At 50.7% G+C, this 15166-nt stretch carries 11 protein-coding genes; 4 read left to right on the forward strand and 7 right to left on the reverse strand.

Annotated features, from left to right (window positions below):
- Positions 1 to 290: 290 nt before the first annotated feature.
- Entirely contained in the window at positions 291 to 1592 is a 1302-nt protein-coding gene (locus ACOJUO_RS18245; RefSeq protein WP_422137735.1) for an anaerobic C4-dicarboxylate transporter, read from the forward strand.
- Between the two features lie 70 nt (positions 1593 to 1662).
- Here ACOJUO_RS18245 and gcvT read toward each other — a convergent pair whose 3' ends face one another.
- The 4 genes from gcvT to ACOJUO_RS18265 all read right to left on the reverse strand — a co-directional run bounded on the left by gcvT (position 1663) and on the right by ACOJUO_RS18265 (position 8333).
- Positions 1663 to 2781: a glycine cleavage system aminomethyltransferase GcvT gene (gene gcvT / locus ACOJUO_RS18250; RefSeq protein WP_422137736.1), complete on the reverse strand. Its 1119-nt coding sequence runs from the start codon at positions 2779 to 2781 to the stop codon at positions 1663 to 1665.
- A gap of 74 nt (positions 2782 to 2855) precedes the next feature.
- Positions 2856 to 5762, reverse strand: a complete 2907-nt coding sequence (gene gcvP, locus ACOJUO_RS18255; RefSeq protein WP_422137737.1) for an aminomethyl-transferring glycine dehydrogenase — start codon at positions 5760 to 5762, stop codon at positions 2856 to 2858.
- 172 nt (positions 5763 to 5934) lie between these two features.
- Positions 5935 to 7314 carry an L-serine ammonia-lyase gene (locus ACOJUO_RS18260; protein WP_422137738.1) on the reverse strand — a complete coding sequence of 460 codons (1380 nt, stop codon included), beginning with the start codon at positions 7312 to 7314 and terminating at the stop codon, positions 5935 to 5937.
- A 395-nt stretch (positions 7315 to 7709) separates the two neighbouring features.
- Positions 7710 to 8333, reverse strand: coding sequence for a bZIP transcription factor (locus ACOJUO_RS18265; protein ID WP_422137739.1), 624 nt, complete (start codon positions 8331 to 8333; stop codon positions 7710 to 7712).
- A gap of 378 nt (positions 8334 to 8711) precedes the next feature.
- Here ACOJUO_RS18265 and ACOJUO_RS18270 point away from each other — a divergent pair, with 378 nt between their 5' ends.
- Together ACOJUO_RS18270 and ACOJUO_RS18275 are read left to right on the forward strand one after the other, a co-directional pair.
- Positions 8712 to 8993 carry a hypothetical protein gene (locus ACOJUO_RS18270; protein WP_422133372.1) on the forward strand — a complete coding sequence of 94 codons (282 nt, stop codon included), beginning with the start codon at positions 8712 to 8714 and terminating at the stop codon, positions 8991 to 8993.
- Between the two features lie 89 nt (positions 8994 to 9082).
- Positions 9083 to 9886 carry a hypothetical protein gene (locus ACOJUO_RS18275; RefSeq protein WP_422133373.1) on the forward strand — a complete coding sequence of 268 codons (804 nt, stop codon included), beginning with the start codon at positions 9083 to 9085 and terminating at the stop codon, positions 9884 to 9886.
- Positions 9887 to 9906: 20 nt separating this feature from the next.
- Here ACOJUO_RS18275 and preA read toward each other — a convergent pair whose 3' ends face one another.
- The 3 genes from preA to ACOJUO_RS18290 all read right to left on the reverse strand — a co-directional run bounded on the left by preA (position 9907) and on the right by ACOJUO_RS18290 (position 14086).
- Positions 9907 to 11142 carry an NAD-dependent dihydropyrimidine dehydrogenase subunit PreA gene (preA, locus tag ACOJUO_RS18280; RefSeq protein WP_422137098.1) on the reverse strand — a complete coding sequence of 412 codons (1236 nt, stop codon included), beginning with the start codon at positions 11140 to 11142 and terminating at the stop codon, positions 9907 to 9909.
- 13 nt (positions 11143 to 11155) lie between these two features.
- Entirely contained in the window at positions 11156 to 12505 is a 1350-nt protein-coding gene (locus tag ACOJUO_RS18285) for an NAD(P)-dependent oxidoreductase (RefSeq protein ID WP_422137740.1), read from the reverse strand.
- A gap of 210 nt (positions 12506 to 12715) precedes the next feature.
- Positions 12716 to 14086, reverse strand: coding sequence for an alanine/glycine:cation symporter family protein (locus ACOJUO_RS18290; RefSeq protein WP_422137741.1), 1371 nt, complete (start codon positions 14084 to 14086; stop codon positions 12716 to 12718).
- Positions 14087 to 14433: 347 nt separating this feature from the next.
- Between ACOJUO_RS18290 and ACOJUO_RS18295 the strand changes: the two genes are divergently transcribed.
- Entirely contained in the window at positions 14434 to 15021 is a 588-nt protein-coding gene (locus ACOJUO_RS18295) for a helix-turn-helix domain-containing protein (RefSeq protein WP_422140081.1), read from the forward strand.
- The last annotated feature ends 145 nt before the right edge of the window (positions 15022 to 15166 follow it).

The raw sequence follows: 15166 nt of genomic DNA on the forward strand, positions 1-15166 counted from the left end.
GAGCTCCTGACTCTGCTATTTTTCGACTGAAGCATTTTTCCTTCCTATTTATTTTTTATGGATCTGACGACTAAATGCTGACACGACGGAAAAGGAGTTAACAGTAAGTCGAGTTTTATTCATGGGAAGAGTAGAGAAAGATGTTTCGGTAATCCGTAAATAGTTAGCATATAAACTTATTATTTCCCTGTTGGAAACTAGTTAATATATTAACGCTAAGTTTGTTTGTTTCAGGCAGTGACATTGCCATTGTCTGGTTGAAGCATTATTACGATAGAGGGGACCTCTTCATGCTTTGGGTTCAGTTAGCGGTTGTACTTGGGGCTATTTTTCTTGGGGCTCGGCTGGGTAGTATCGGGATTGGTTTTGCCGGTGCTATGGGGGTGCTGGTATTGACTCTGGGCCTCGGGCTCGAACCCGGGGCAATACCTATAGATGTTATCCTGATCATTATGTCGGTGATTGGTGCAGTGGCTGCCATGCAAGTGGCTGGCGGTCTGGATTATCTGGTTGAGCTGGCCGAGAAGCTTCTTCGCAGTAAGCCAAAGTATATTACTTTTCTTGCACCGACTGTCACTTACGTTATGACTCTGCTGGCAGGTACAGGTCATACTTCTTACTCTACTCTGCCAGTGATTGCTGAAGTGGCTAAAGAAAACGGTGTTCGTCCATCTCGCCCACTGAGTATCGCTGTGATTGCTTCCCAGATAGCCATTACTGCGTCACCTGTCTCTGCTGCAGTGGTCGTGTTCAGTGGCTTCCTCGAGCCCTATGGCATTGATTACCTGCAACTGCTGGCCATCTGCATTCCTACTACCTATGCGGCGGTTATGCTGACCGCTGTTATCTGTAATTTCATGGGTGTGGATCTGGACAAGGATTCTATCTATCAGGAAAGATTGAAAGCTGGTCTGATTACCTTGCGTGAGACCAAAGCCCGTCAGGACTGCAGGAAAGGCGCCGGTCTGTCTGTCGGTATTTTTGCTGTCAGTATTTTGGCTGTGGTGCTTTACGCTACGGCTATCAGCGGTAACGTCGGTCTGATTGAAAATCCTGTTTTGCCCCGCGACTCTGCCATCATGGTATTTATGATGATTGCGGCTGGCCTGATCACTATCTTCTGCAAGATTGATTCTGGCAATATCCTCAATGCCCAGACCTTCAAGTCCGGTATGAGTGCCTGCGTCTGCGTACTGGGTGTTGCCTGGCTGGGTAATACGTTTGTGGGGGCGCACATTGATTCTATCCAGGCTCTGGCAGGCAATTTACTGAACAGCTACCCATGGCTGCTGGCGGTTACACTGTTCTTCGCCTCTATGCTACTTTACTCTCAGGCTGCCACCACTCGAGCCCTGATGCCTGCTGCTCTGGCTCTGGTTGATCCTGTGACCGCTATCGCTTCTTTCGCAGCGGTATCCGCTCTGTTTGTTCTGCCTACTTATCCAACACTGCTGGCAGCCGTAGAAATGGACGAGACCGGGTCTACCCGTATCGGCAAACTGGTATTTAACCACCCATTCTTTATGCCGGGGACAGTCTGTATTGCACTTTGTGTTGCCTTTGGTTTTGCTTTTGCACCAATGGTTATTTGAGTGGGCAAAGCAGAAACGAGTTTTTAATGAACGGAAAAAAAGCCCGGTTAGCCGGGCTTTTTTGCGGGGGTTAACCGCGATAGTAACGCTGTTCAATAAACGGCATACGACTGACAGTCATAGGCAGTTTCTTGCCACGTACCTGTGCGAAAACTTCTGTTTCCAGAGCGGCATACTCATTGGCAACATAAGCCATGGCGACAGGAGCGCCGACAGTGGGTCCAAAGGTTCCCGAAGTCACCATACCGATCTTCTCGCCTTCGGCATTGACGACCTCAGTCCCTTCACGAACCGGAGCACGACTGCTGCCGATTAAACCAACACGTTTACGGGTGAGGTCTTTGTTTTCAATCTGGCTCAGGATCCTGTCTGCGCCGGGGAAGCCGCCAGCACGCTCACCATCCTTACGACGGTTTTTGCTGATGGCCCAGATCAGACTGCTTTCGATAGGCGTGGTTTCTGTATCCAGATCGTGACCATAGAGGCAGAGTCCACTTTCCAGACGCAGGGAGTCACGAGCACCCAGACCAATGAACTCGACTTCCGGCTGATCCAGCAGCATACGACAGAATTTGTCAGCGTCCGCTTCCGGGATTGAGATTTCAAAACCATCTTCACCAGTGTAACCCGAGCGACTGATGTAAACGTCAACGCCTTCAATAGTCATGTGAATGGAGTCCATGAAGACCATCTTCTCTGTTTCAGGCGCGAAGCGGGCCATAACGGATTTTGCTTCAGGACCCTGAATGGCGACCAGAGCACGGTCATCCAGAACCTCCAGCTTAACATCCTCAGGCAGATGAGCCTTCATGTGAGCAATGTCCTGATCCTTACAGGCGGCGTTGACAACAATGTACAGGCTGTCATTGCCTTCGTTGGTGACCATCAGGTCGTCCATTATGCCCCCCTGTTCATTGGTGAACAGGGCGTAGCGTTGCTTGCGCTCAGGCAGATCAATAATGTCGACAGGTACCAGAGCTTCCAGAGCCCTGGCCGGATTGTTGCCTGTCAGACGAACCTGCCCCATGTGGGAGACATCGAACAAACCCGCTTTTGCACGGGTGTGCAGATGCTCGGCTTTAACCCCCAGAGGATATTGAACCGGCATATCGAAGCCTGCGAAAGGAACCATTTTCGCGCCCAGCTCCTGGTGCAGGCTATGCAGTGGTGTTTTTTTAAGTTCGGTCATTAGGGATACTCCCTGAAATTGTGAAGAAGCCGGGGAAGTGACTTCCCCGTTTCAATGCTGGTTCTCAGACGACTTTAGTCTTGTTCTTGATAGCTTTCGATAGATGGGCAGGAGCAGATAAAGTTGCGATCGCCGTAGACATTATCGATACGGTTGGCAGTGGGCCAGTATTTGCCATCGATAGAGCCTTTCAACGGGAAGACGGCTTCTTCACGACTGTACGGATGGCTCCATTCGCTGTCTACCAGATCTTCCATAGTGTGCGGAGCGTTGCACAGCGGGTTATCTTCGGCAGGCCATTCGCCTTCCTGTACCTTGTGAACTTCTTTGCGGATGGCAATCATGGCGCTGACGAAACGATCGATCTCGTCTTTGGACTCGGATTCGGTCGGCTCAATCATCAGAGTGCCGGCAACCGGGAAGGACATGGTCGGTGCATGGAAACCGTAATCCATCAGGCGCTTGGCAATGTCTTCTTCGGTGACACCGCAGGCTTCTTTGATCGGACGAATATCGATAATGCACTCATGAGCCACCTTGTTGTTGCGGCCACGATACAGAACGTCGTAATGAGCAGCCAGTTTCTCAGCCATGTAGTTGGCGTTGAGAATGGCGACTTCACTGGATTGTTGCAGACCCTGCTGTCCCAACATGACAATGTACAGATAACTGATGGGCAGGATAGAGGCGCTGCCAAATGGCGCTGCTGATACTGCACCCATACCTTCGTTATCGCCTTCAATCGGGCTGACGCAGTGGTTTGGCAGGTAAGGCGCCAGATGACTTCTGACGCCGATGGGGCCCATGCCGGGACCGCCGCCACCGTGAGGAATAGCGAAGGTTTTATGCAGGTTCAGATGCGAAACGTCGGAGCCGAACTTGCCGGGCCTGGCAATGCCGACCAGGGCGTTCATGTTGGCGCCGTCCATGTAGACCTGTCCCCCGTGCTCATGAACGATGTCGCAGATGTTGCGAATCTCTTCTTCATAAACACCGTGGGTGGAAGGGTAGGTCACCATCAGGCAGGACAGGTTTTCACTGTGTTGTTCAGCTTTGGCCTGAAGATCGGCAACATCGACGTTACCATTCTCATCACAGTCAACGACGACCACTTTCATGCCGACCATAGCGGCAGAAGCTGGGTTGGTGCCGTGGGCAGAAGAGGGGATCAGGCAGATATTTCTGTGTACCTGGTTATTGGCTTCCTGATAGTTACGGATGGCCAGCAGACCGGCATATTCTCCCTGGGCCCCTGAGTTGGGCTGCATGGAGATTTTGTCGTAACCGGTGATTTCTTCCAGTGCCGCTTCCAGTTCGTTGATCATGGTCATATAACCCTTGACCTGATCTCTGGGTGCAAACGGGTGGATGTTGGCAAATTCAGGCCATGACACCGGAATCATTTCAGCAGCGGCATTCAGTTTCATGGTGCAGGAGCCCAGAGGAATCATGCCGTGGGTCAGGGAGTAATCCTTGTTCTCCAGACGCTTCAGGTAGCGCATCATATCGGTTTCGGAATGATAGCTGTTGAAATTCGGGTGAGTCAGTACGGCATCAGTACGACGATGCTCGTCTTTGAGGCCGGACACTGCAAACTGGCTGTCAATGGTCTGAATATCCAGATCCTGACCCTGTCCCAGAATGATATTGAACAGCTGCGTGATGTCTTCCGCTGTTGTGGTCTCATCAATGCTGATGCCCAGTTGATCGAAGCTGATGCGACGCAGATTGCAGTCAGCTTCGAGGGCGCGGTTATAGATCGCTTCCTGCTGGCTGCCCACTTTCAGGGTCAGGGTGTCGAAGAAAGTATTATTACACTGAACGCCCAGAGTGGTCAGGCCTTTATGCAGAATAGTGGTCAGGCGGTGGATGCGCTCAGCAATGGTCTTCAGACCTTGTGGCCCGTGATAAACGGCATAGAACGCAGAAATGTTGGCCAGCAGAGCCTGGGCAGTACAGATGTTGGACGTCGCTTTTTCACGACGGATGTGCTGCTCACGAGTCTGCATCGCCATGCGGTAAGCCTGGTTACCACGGCGGTCGATGGAAACACCAATAATACGACCGGGAATGGAGCGCTTCAGTTTTTCACTGGCAGCAAAGAAAGCGGCGTGCGGACCACCAAAGCCCATAGGGACACCAAATCGCTGGCTGCTGCCCAAAGCAATGTCAGCCCCCAGCTCACCGGGTGACTTCAGCAGCATCAGAGCCATCAGGTCGGTGGCGACAGACACCATGGCTTTTTGTTCTTTGGCTTTGGCGACGATGCTGGCGACATCGGTAATCTGTCCGTAAGTGCCAGGGTATTGCAGCTGTACACCGAAGATGTCGTGTTTTTCGAGATCGGTAACAGGGTTGCCGACTTCTACCTGAATACCCATGTGCTCAGCACGGGTTTTGATGACGTCGATGGTTTGCGGGTGGACGTCGTCTGCAACAAAGAACACCCTGTTCTTGCTGCGGCTGGATCTATGGCAAAGTGCCATCGCTTCTGCAGCTGCGGTGGCTTCGTCCAGCAGGGAAGCGTTGGCGACTTCCATACCGGTCAGGTCCATGACCATTTGCTGGAAGTTCAGCAAGGCTTCCAGACGGCCCTGGGAGATTTCGGGTTGATAAGGCGTGTAGGCAGTGTACCAGCCGGGGTTTTCCAGAACGTTTCTGAGGATGACGTTTGGAATATGGGTGTTGTAGTAGCCCATACCAATGTAGGATTTGTTCACCTTGTTCTGGTCAGCCAGTGAACGCAGGTATGCCAGCGCCTGAACTTCTGTCTTGCCCGCTGCAACCGCCAGGGTGTTCTCTCCTGGGGTAGTGGATGGGCGAATGGCTTTGGGAACGGTCTGTTCAATCAGATCAGACAGTGACTCCAGTTTCAGTTCGGACAGCATTGCCTGTTGCTGAGCCTGATCCGGGCCAATGTGACGACCGGTAAATGCGTTGCTCTGTTCCAGAGCGCTGAGTGCCTGTTTATCAACAGCCATGTTTCTACCTTTCTCTGACGGCCGTCGGTGGATGGGACAGCCCTGTGATGGTCTGAAAATACCTGAACCACGGACCTCGGCCCATGCTCCCATGGGAATGCTCCGGGTTATACGGAGCATTCCGGGTATTTGTGCTGATTATTTTTGCTTTTATTGGCATCTGTCACGAGTCTCAGCACACGACAACATTGACTGCCAGTCCGCCAGTGGCGGTTTCCTTGTACTTATCCTGCATGTCCAGGCCAGTCTGGTGCATGGTTTCTATCACGCTGTCCAGTGAGACCCGATGCTGGCCGGTACCCTGTAGGGCGAGTCGTGCCGCATTAATGGCTTTGACTGCACCCATAGTGTTTCGCTCTATGCATGGCACCTGAACCAGACCTCCAACCGGGTCACAGGTCAGTCCCAGGTTATGTTCCATACCAATTTCTGCCGCATTTTCTATCTGTTCATTGGTGCCGCCCAGAACGGCGCAGAGTGCCCCTGCTGCCATGGAGCAGGCTACCCCGATCTCGCCCTGACAGCCCACTTCAGCGGCTGAAATGGAGGCATTTTTTTTGTACAGCATACCAATGGCGGCTGCGGTAGCCAGAAAAGCCTGAATGCCCTGTTCGCAGCTGCCGGGAACAAAGCGATCATAATAAGCCAGAACGGCGGGTATGACACCGGCAGCACCATTAGTCGGTGCGGTGACGACCCGGCCCCCTGCTGCATTTTCTTCATTCACGGCCAGGGCAAAAAGACTTACCCAGTCCATGCTTTGCAGGTCATCCCAATGCTCTTTTGGCTTGTTGATTAAGCGTTTGTGTATGTCACTGGCGCGGCGGGCAACATCCAGTCCCCCGGGCAGTTTCCCGGTTTGCTGGCAACCGCGCTGGATGCATTGATCCATCACCTGCCAGATGGCCATCAGATCCCCGGAAATATCCTGACTGCGACCCAGATGTTTTTCGTTTTCAAGCACCAGCTCGGCGATGGATAAACCACTGTTTTTGCCGTGGTCCAGTAGGTCCTGACCTTTTTCAAAAGGGTAGGGAATGGGGGCAGCTTGAAGGTTGGTGGATAGATTGGAAGAGGCTTCCTGCTCGTTGAGAACAAAACCGCCACCTACCGAGTAATATCGGTTCTTGTAAAGGACTTGCCCATCGGCATCGAGAGCCGTAAGTGACATGCCATTGGGGTGATTGGGCAGGGAGTTTCCAAAATGAAATTGCAGATCAGTATCGAAATGAAAGGTTATAGTCCTGATTCCACCCAGCTTGAGTCGATCGTTGTTCTTAATGTCAGAGACGTATTCAGGCACTTTGTCGGGACTCACGCTATCAGGGTGTTCGCCCAGAAGTCCCAGAAGGACGGCAACATCTGTAGCGTGTCCTTCTCCGGTCATGGCCAGAGAACCATAGAGGTCGGCCTTAATGCGGTGTGTCTGCTCGAAGTGCTGGTTGGTGTGGAGTTCATCCAGAAAACGGTTGGCAGCCACCATGGGACCCACGGTATGTGAGGATGAAGGCCCGATGCCAATTTTAAAAAGGTCGAAAATGCTCAGTCCCATGATCTGCTCCCTCTGTATTCTTATCTCATAAAAACCTTTTGTATTTTAGATTTTTATCGGACTAACGATTCTGGTCTGAAAGAAGCCGTTGTTTTTCCACGATAAGATCCCTGAATTAAACGACTAAAAAAATTCAACATACATTCAGAGAATTGGCAGAGTAGCAAATCTGGAGGTTTCACATCAACCCATTTGTTTCCTATAGGAAACGAGGTGGGTAAAAATTTATAAAAATCAATGATTTATAAGATTTCGGGGAAAGTAATGGTAACAGTGCTGCTGTCTTGTCCACTCTTGTATGAGCCCATTCATTCACGCTTGCACCACTTAATGTCATTGCATCTGGTAGTTGAGACTAAGCACCCAGCCATTAGGAATCGAATATTTCGTATGGTCTAGCTGGCATCATCATCGCTATCAAATATTGCTTGATCATCCAGTTCGAAGTACTCAGGAGCAGATGCAAATTCCTTCTTTGGCGGTATTTTCTCTGCACACTCGTCTTCATCCTCCGGGTCGCCCATTTTGTTAGAATCCCATTTATAATTGTCAGCAATTGGCACAAATCTCTCCCCTGGCAATACTCCTCTTAAAATCATATTTTCTGCTTTCCTTTCGGAAATGTGCTCTGCCATTTCAGTGTTCTTAACCTGCAGGTACAAATTCTCCATTTTAATGTTTTGCAATTCTTCTTCCAGGTATGCCATACGAGTTTTTGCCTTTTGTCTGGCTCTTTGAGCAGACTCCCTGTTCTCAAGCCTTCTTGTTTCAGGTGATCTTGCTTTTTTATTCCTTGACTTCTTGCTTCTGACTGCTGCGGATGAAGAAGGCCCTGTTGCTGTTTCGACTTCTACGACACAAGCTACCTGAACAACTTGATCAAGCTGGCAGGTAGTGATGGAGCTCCAACTCGATAGGCTCTTGCCTGTCAATGAATAATTCTGCGGGCAAATCGATATTTTCTTTGCAGGAGGCTGTGGGTTGACGTAAGAAGTTGCCACCCTTTCCAGAACAGGCATTTTTTCTATGGTCGTCAGAGTATCAGTAAGCTCCTGCGAAAGTTCGGCATAACAATGATCCAGATCCACAATACTGCATTTTGCATCAGCCTTATCAGTTTCATCACTACTGCCCTCAGCGTCTTTTGTCGACACAAGATTCAATGAGGAAGTGCTCGGAGTCGAAGATATATTCATTGTTGCTGTCTCTGTTTATTTATGACTCATAAAACCTAGACACTCTCCATACATGGAATGTTCCGTTTCTGACAGTAAATCTGACAACTTTGTTATAGGGAGAGTGGGTACTCGCCAGCAGTTACAACTGCAAGCTTATTAACTCAATCTGAATGATTCCCGCCTTTGAGGCTGTCGCAAAACTCCAACATCAGGGGAGGTATGCATTCCCACGCAAAGCGAGGGTGTCGCAAAACTCTGGTTCCCGCCTTCACCCCCGTCATTCCCGATTTCATTCTCGTCATTCCCGCGAAGGCGGGAATCCACACTGACTCACCACCAGAACCATACTGCCCGGTGCTCCCCTGGCCTTGTCATCCCCGAGAAGGCAGAGATCCACCGTTGGCGCTGGATTCCCGCCTTCGCGGGAATGACGAACTCAGAGCATGGGAACGAGCTGTTGGAGTTTTGCGACACCCTCAGAGCGTGGGAACGAGTTGTTAAATAGAAAAATCCTGAGTTTTGATTAATATTGAAAGTTTGGCTTCGTTCTGGCTACAGAGGTTGTAGCTGTTGAGAGGAATTCCGTCATTATGAAACACTCCGCTTCCTATCTATTGCCTTTGATGTCCACTTTAACTTTACAGTCAGGCTTTACTCAGGTTTTCGATTCGTCGCTGCCTCCAACTCCAGCGATGGCTGGACGGTTATGGGCGGGTGCTTTATTTTTAGGTGCCGGGCTTGATAGCTCAAGGATCATGCCGAGTTCAAGCGCGCCATATAGCAGTAGTGAAGATGACAGTCCGTTTACCTTTACGGTTAGGTTGGCCCCATCGAGTACAGGCAGTTATGCTGAAAGCACCACTGCTGGAAGCACAGAAACAATTTCATCAAATGATTATTCTTTAGCAACATTCAATTCAGGGTTTCCGGTAGCATCCGCGACTACACATGTTGCAGCGAGCGGTTCTGACACAGTATTACTGACCTCGGATCCAGGTTTGGTAGTAATAGCAAGTCAGAAGAGAGCCGTTGACGAAGAATTAATGGAGGCGGTAAGTAATTATGATTTTGAAAGAGTTGAAGACTGTTTGAACAGAGGAGCTGATCCAAGTTACAGGCAGGCCACAGATCAGGACGATCCAAACGGGTTTATACAACCGATTACGCCTTTAAGATTAGTAATGTTTCGTATTTCAGACTGTGAATTAAATGATGAGGATTTGAGAGAGTTTTATAAAATCGCCAGATGCCTTTTAGATCACGGAGCAGACCCCAAACCAGCCATAAAAATAGCAGAAGAGAGATATGGAAAATATGAAGATGCTTTGGGAGGCGACGCTGATGAGGTGTTTATGGATATATGGAGAATTGTACACAATGCCGGAACGCAATAAATCCAGCAGGCTCAAATGACCTACAGCTCTGGATTTGAGCCAGGAAGACTGATCATCGTGATGCACCCCTCAACGGGACAGGTGATCTGACAAAGGTTGCAACCGACGCACTCCCCCGGAATGATTTCAAAGGTTCGGTCTTTTCCGTCATCAGATGTTTGCAAGGCTATGGCCTGATGTTCAGTATCTTCGCAGGCCGCAAAACAACGGCCACACCGGATACAATGACTCTGGTCAATATGAGCAACACTTTTGTAGCTCAGATCCAGTCTGTTCCAGTCAGTAAGGCTGGCAACGGCAGCCCCACGAAATTCAGACAGCGCCTGATAACCTTTCTGATCCATCCATCTTGAGAGTCCGTCAACCAGTTCATCAATGATCTTGAATCCATTCAGCATCACCGCTGTGCAGACTTGCAGGCTTGTTGCCCCCAGTGACAGATATTCTGCAGCATCCCGCCAGGTCGTGATTCCGCCCATGGCGGATATCGTGAGTTTGGCTGTTTCATCGTGTCGTGCCAGTTGTCCCACCATATTCAGGGCAACAGGTTTGACGGCCTCGCCGCTATAACCACCGCTGGTGTAATAATTGCCGACGGCCGGGTAGCCGACCATGGTATCGAGATTGATGCTGGTAATGGAGTTAATGGTATTGATCAGTGACACCGCATCTGCTCCACCTGCAAGAGCGGCACTGGCTGTCTGGACAATATCGGTGACATTAGGCGTCAGTTTAACAATAACCGGCAGTCGTGTATGTTGTTTACACCATCCGGTGACTTTGGTAATGAGTTCGGGGACTTGCCCTACCGCCGCGCCCATACCGAGCTCCGGCATGCCATGGGGGCAACCAAAATTGAGTTCGACGCCGTCACAGCCGGTTGCTTCAACCTGATTGAGAATACGTTGCCAGCTCGCTTCTTCGCAGGGCACCATCAGAGAGACAATTAAAGCCCGATCGGGCCAGTCTTTTTTGGTCTGTTTGATTTCATCCAGATTGACTTGTAACGGGCGATCTGAAATCAGCTCAATGTTATTGATGCCCAGAATCCGCCCGTGAGTATCCCGATGAGCAGAGTACCTTGAGCAAACATTGGTCGGCGCCGGGTCTTCACCCAGAGTTTTCCATACGGCACCTCCCCAGCCTGCCGAAAATGCCCGGTAAATGTTGTATGCCTTATCCGTGGGCGGTGCTGAGGCTAACCAGAATGGATTGGGGGACCGAATCCCGAGAAAACCGGTGCTAAGGTCTGCCATCATCTTTTACTGCCTATACTTCGAGCGGTTGCAGAAACCGGTTGATGGCTTCAGCAGCCAGTTTGCCATGCTGGACTGCATGGACGGTGAGATCTTCCCCGTTATCAACACAGTCGCCTCCTGCCCAGACATTACCGATAGAGGTTCTGAATTGATCGTCCACTCTGATTTTTCCGTTCTGACTTCTGGCGAGCTTTCCAGAAGAAAAGCACTCTGCTGTTATTGTCTGGCCAATGGCCTTGTAAACCCGGTCAGCGGGAATTACTCTCAGCTCGCCGGTTTCAAGCAGCTGGCCAGCAGAGTCCTGAGTTGTTTTCACAAAACGAACACCATGCAATTGCCCGGCTTTTGTCTCAAAACCTTTGGGTTTCAGCCAGGGAATAATGCGAACACCGCTTTCTTTTGCGAATGATTGTTCATGATGAGTGGCTGACATCTGTTGAAGACCTCTTCGATAAGCGATCGTCACTTCATCGGCTCCCAGTCGGCGCATCTGGCTGGCCACATCAATGGCTGTATTACCGCCGCCGATCACAACGACCTTTGAAGCTACGGGCAGTTCGGCGAGGTTTTTGGTTTGACGAACGGTTTCAATGGTGCCAAGCGCTTCCTGGATACCTCCGGATTGCTCACAGGGCAATCCAATGGCTTTCGCAGACCCCAGTCCAATGCCAAGAAAGACGGCATCAAACTGAATGGTCAGGTCGGCAAGCTGTTGCGCAAGGTCGATTCTGCGTCCTGTCTCAAGGTTTATGCCGCCGATTTCGAAAATGAATCGGATTTCCTCCTGGGCATAATCCTCTACCAGTTTGTAAGCGGCTATGCCGTACTCATTGAGCCCGCCGGGTTTGTCATGAGCCTCGAACAGGGTGATGTCATGTCCCAGTCTGGCTAGTTTGTGTGCACAGGCCAGACCGGCAGGGCCCGCGCCAATAACGGCGACGTTTTGGCCTGTTTTCTGAGCGCGGATAAATGGGTGAGAAGCTTTTTGCCGGTGATCAATGGCATACCTTTGCAAGCGACCAATCATCACCGGTTTACATTCTGGCGAGTGGTTTCGAACGCAAGCCTGCTCACAAAGGACTTCTGTTGGACAGACCCGGGCACAGCTCCCCCCCAGAATGTTTTCTTCCAGAATAACCCGGGCGGCACCGTCTTCATTATGATCAGCGATTCGGTGGATAAACGAGGGAATATTGATACCTGTCGGGCAGGCAGAAATGCAGGGGGCATCGTGACAATAAAGGCAACGACTGGCTTCCATATTGGCCTGATAGCACGATAACGGAGGCTTGATATCGGAAAAGTTCTCCTGATAAACCTCGTCAGACATTCGATGGTTCCTGATATCTTTACTGGTCATAAAAAAGACTCCTGACCGGTAACTGAAACGACAGGTTCTGGAATAGTAGCAGTGACAGGGCTGTCGGGTAGCGCTTTTTTATGGCCCTCTGAATATGTTTCAGGGTTTGGGTAAGGCGTGAAGTACTCAAGAATGAGAGGGTGGGAAAGAAAGCTGCAAACAGATGGTCGATCTGTTTGCAGCTTCGTTGGAGCTGATTAGAGGCACTGTTTACTCAGTCACTGCCTCTGATGCTTCAGATTGCTTGCCGAAGTATTCACGCACCAGCTTGAATACAACGGGGCTTAGCAGCGCCAGGGCAATCAGGTTGGGAATAGCCATCATAGCGTTCATAGTGTCAGCTACAAGCCAGATGAAATCCAGGCTCACAGTAGCGCCCACTGGAACGGCGACAATCCAAAGGAAGCGATAGGCTTTTACCGCTCTTGGGCCCATCAGGAATACTATGCAACGCTCGCCGTAGAAGCTCCAGCCCAGAATGGTTGTAAAGGCGAAGATAGCCAGAGAAATGGCAACCACATAGTTACCGACACCCGGCAGTGCCTCAGCAAATGCGGCAGAAGTTAACGCGGCCCCTGTCGCACCTGAGGTCCAGGCACCGGAAGTAATGATGACCAGGCCGGTGATGGAGCAGACGATGAGTGTGTCCAGGAAAGTACCCAGCATGGCAATCAGGCCCTGACGAACGGGGTCGTTGGTTTTTGCTGCCGCGTGAGCGATAGGCGCAGAACCCAGACCGGCTTCGTTAGAAAACACACCACGAGCGACACCAAAGCGGATAGCAGCCCATACCGCAGCGCCAGCAAAACCACCGGTAGCCGCAGTAGGTGTAAAGGCGTGGGTGAAGACCAGGCTCAGGGCGGCAGGAATTTGCTCAGCATTGATAGCCAGAACAACCAGACCGGCGACCAGGTAGGCAATGGCCATCAGGGGAACCAGAGTACTGGCCACCGCGCCAATTCTACGGATGCCGCCAATCAGTACAGCACCTACCAGGAACATCAGAATAAAACCGGTCACGACGGGAGGCAGGTTGAAGTTACTTTGCAGGACGTCAGCCACCGAGTTGGACTGAACGGTGTTGCCGATACCGAAGCCGGCGATCGCACCGAAAATAGCGAAGGCTGTACCCAGCCATGCCCAGCGTGAACCCAGACCATTCTTGATGTAGTACATAGGGCCACCGTAGTGCTTGCCGTTTTCGTCGACCTCACGGTATTTTACGGCCAATACAGCTTCCGAGAATTTGGTGGCCATACCCACCAGAGCAGTACACCACATCCAGAACAGCGCACCGGGACCCCCCATGAAGACGGCCGTTGCAACACCGGCAATGTTACCGGTACCGATGGTGGCAGAAAGGGCGGTCATCAGGGCCTGGAAAGGAGGGATTTCACCGGAGTCGCCGGACCCGGCACTGCGGCCTTGCCAGAGGAGTTTAAAGCCGGTGCCCAGCTTCAGGATGGGCATCAGTCGCAGGCCCAGCATCAGGAATAGTCCTATCCCCAGCATGAGGACCAGCATCATGGGTCCCCAAACGACGCCATTAATGGCACCGATGATTTCGGTCAGTGTTTCCATTATGAAACTTCACTCCACGCTATTGGATGTTCTGTTATTATTTTCAGGTCTTTGTTATAGGACACCACAGGGTGTCAGCTCAGACAGATGATCAGGGTCAGGACGAGACCTGCAGTACAAAGGTTTCTTATCCTGACGGTACGCCTAACTTAATGAATTAATTGAGTAAATACAACGCTGAATGTTTTTTGACAGATTTTAGGGGAATTTAATTTCCGGGTAGCTTATTTCTTTTTACGGGAAGCTTATATAGTATCGAGTACGTCTGGAAGTAGAGATAACTATAAATGTCAGAACAGGAAATATCAGAGCAGGCGCACTTTCTGAAGCAGGAAAAACAGTCGGTCATCATCTCCCGCAGTAACAGGGAGGCTGCTGTTGAGCCGTTGCAACTGGGACAGCGAGTCCGTGAAATCCGTCTGAGCCTCAATCTGACACTGGAAGAAGCCAGCCAGAAAACCGGTCTGGCCCGATCAACCCTCTCCAAAATAGAAAATGAGCAGATATCGCCCACCTTTACTGCTGTGACCAAACTGGTCAGGGGTCTGGGTATTGATATCCCCCAGTTGTTCACCCAACCTTCGGAAAAGAAGGCCGCCAGCGGTCGCCGGGACATTACCCGAAAAGGGCAGGGGCGCCCACACCCCACCACCACTTACGAACATGAGCTGCTGGCGACTGAGTTGTCGGGCAAGAAGATGGTGCCCTTCAAAACGACGGTTTGTGCCCGGTCATTTGAGGATTATCAGGATTGGGTAAGGCATGAGGGTGAGGAATTTTTGCTGGTTCTCAGTGGCAAAATCATGCTCTACACAGAGTTTTATCAACCGGTAGAACTCAATGAGGGTGATAGCACCTATTACGATGCCGAGATGGGACATGCTCTGATTTCTCTCAGTGAGGAAGATGCCGTTATTCTCTGGGTGACCGCCTGACCTGCCTTTCCTGATGCGTGGCGTATTCAGCCCGCTTGTCTAAACTTATCCGTTTCATTGAGCCCTTGGCAATTTGTTGAGTCAAATTTCATAAAGGCCAAGCACTTATGGCTTCATTCATCGCCCTGATTTCGAGGTTTTTATG

The organism is Endozoicomonas sp. ALC020 (genome assembly GCF_049275935.1).
Taxonomy (GTDB): domain Bacteria; phylum Pseudomonadota; class Gammaproteobacteria; order Pseudomonadales; family Endozoicomonadaceae; genus Endozoicomonas_A.

What these genes read in the sequence shown, in the direction of transcription:
- ACOJUO_RS18245 (WP_422137735.1), top strand. Translation starts at nt 291, where the DNA reads ATGCTTTGGGTTCAGTTAGCGGTTGTACTTGGGGCTATTTTTCTTGGG.
- gcvT (WP_422137736.1), bottom strand. Translation starts at nt 2,781, where the DNA reads ATGACCGAACTTAAAAAAACACCACTGCATAGCCTGCACCAGGAGCTG.
- gcvP (WP_422137737.1), bottom strand. Translation starts at nt 5,762, where the DNA reads ATGGCTGTTGATAAACAGGCACTCAGCGCTCTGGAACAGAGCAACGCA.
- ACOJUO_RS18260 (WP_422137738.1), bottom strand. Translation starts at nt 7,314, where the DNA reads ATGGGACTGAGCATTTTCGACCTTTTTAAAATTGGCATCGGGCCTTCA.
- ACOJUO_RS18265 (WP_422137739.1), bottom strand. Translation starts at nt 8,333, where the DNA reads ATGCCTGTTCTGGAAAGGGTGGCAACTTCTTACGTCAACCCACAGCCT.
- ACOJUO_RS18270 (WP_422133372.1), top strand. Translation starts at nt 8,712, where the DNA reads ATGCATTCCCACGCAAAGCGAGGGTGTCGCAAAACTCTGGTTCCCGCC.
- ACOJUO_RS18275 (WP_422133373.1), top strand. Translation starts at nt 9,083, where the DNA reads ATGAAACACTCCGCTTCCTATCTATTGCCTTTGATGTCCACTTTAACT.
- preA (WP_422137098.1), bottom strand. Translation starts at nt 11,142, where the DNA reads ATGGCAGACCTTAGCACCGGTTTTCTCGGGATTCGGTCCCCCAATCCA.
- ACOJUO_RS18285 (WP_422137740.1), bottom strand. Translation starts at nt 12,505, where the DNA reads ATGACCAGTAAAGATATCAGGAACCATCGAATGTCTGACGAGGTTTAT.
- ACOJUO_RS18290 (WP_422137741.1), bottom strand. Translation starts at nt 14,086, where the DNA reads ATGGAAACACTGACCGAAATCATCGGTGCCATTAATGGCGTCGTTTGG.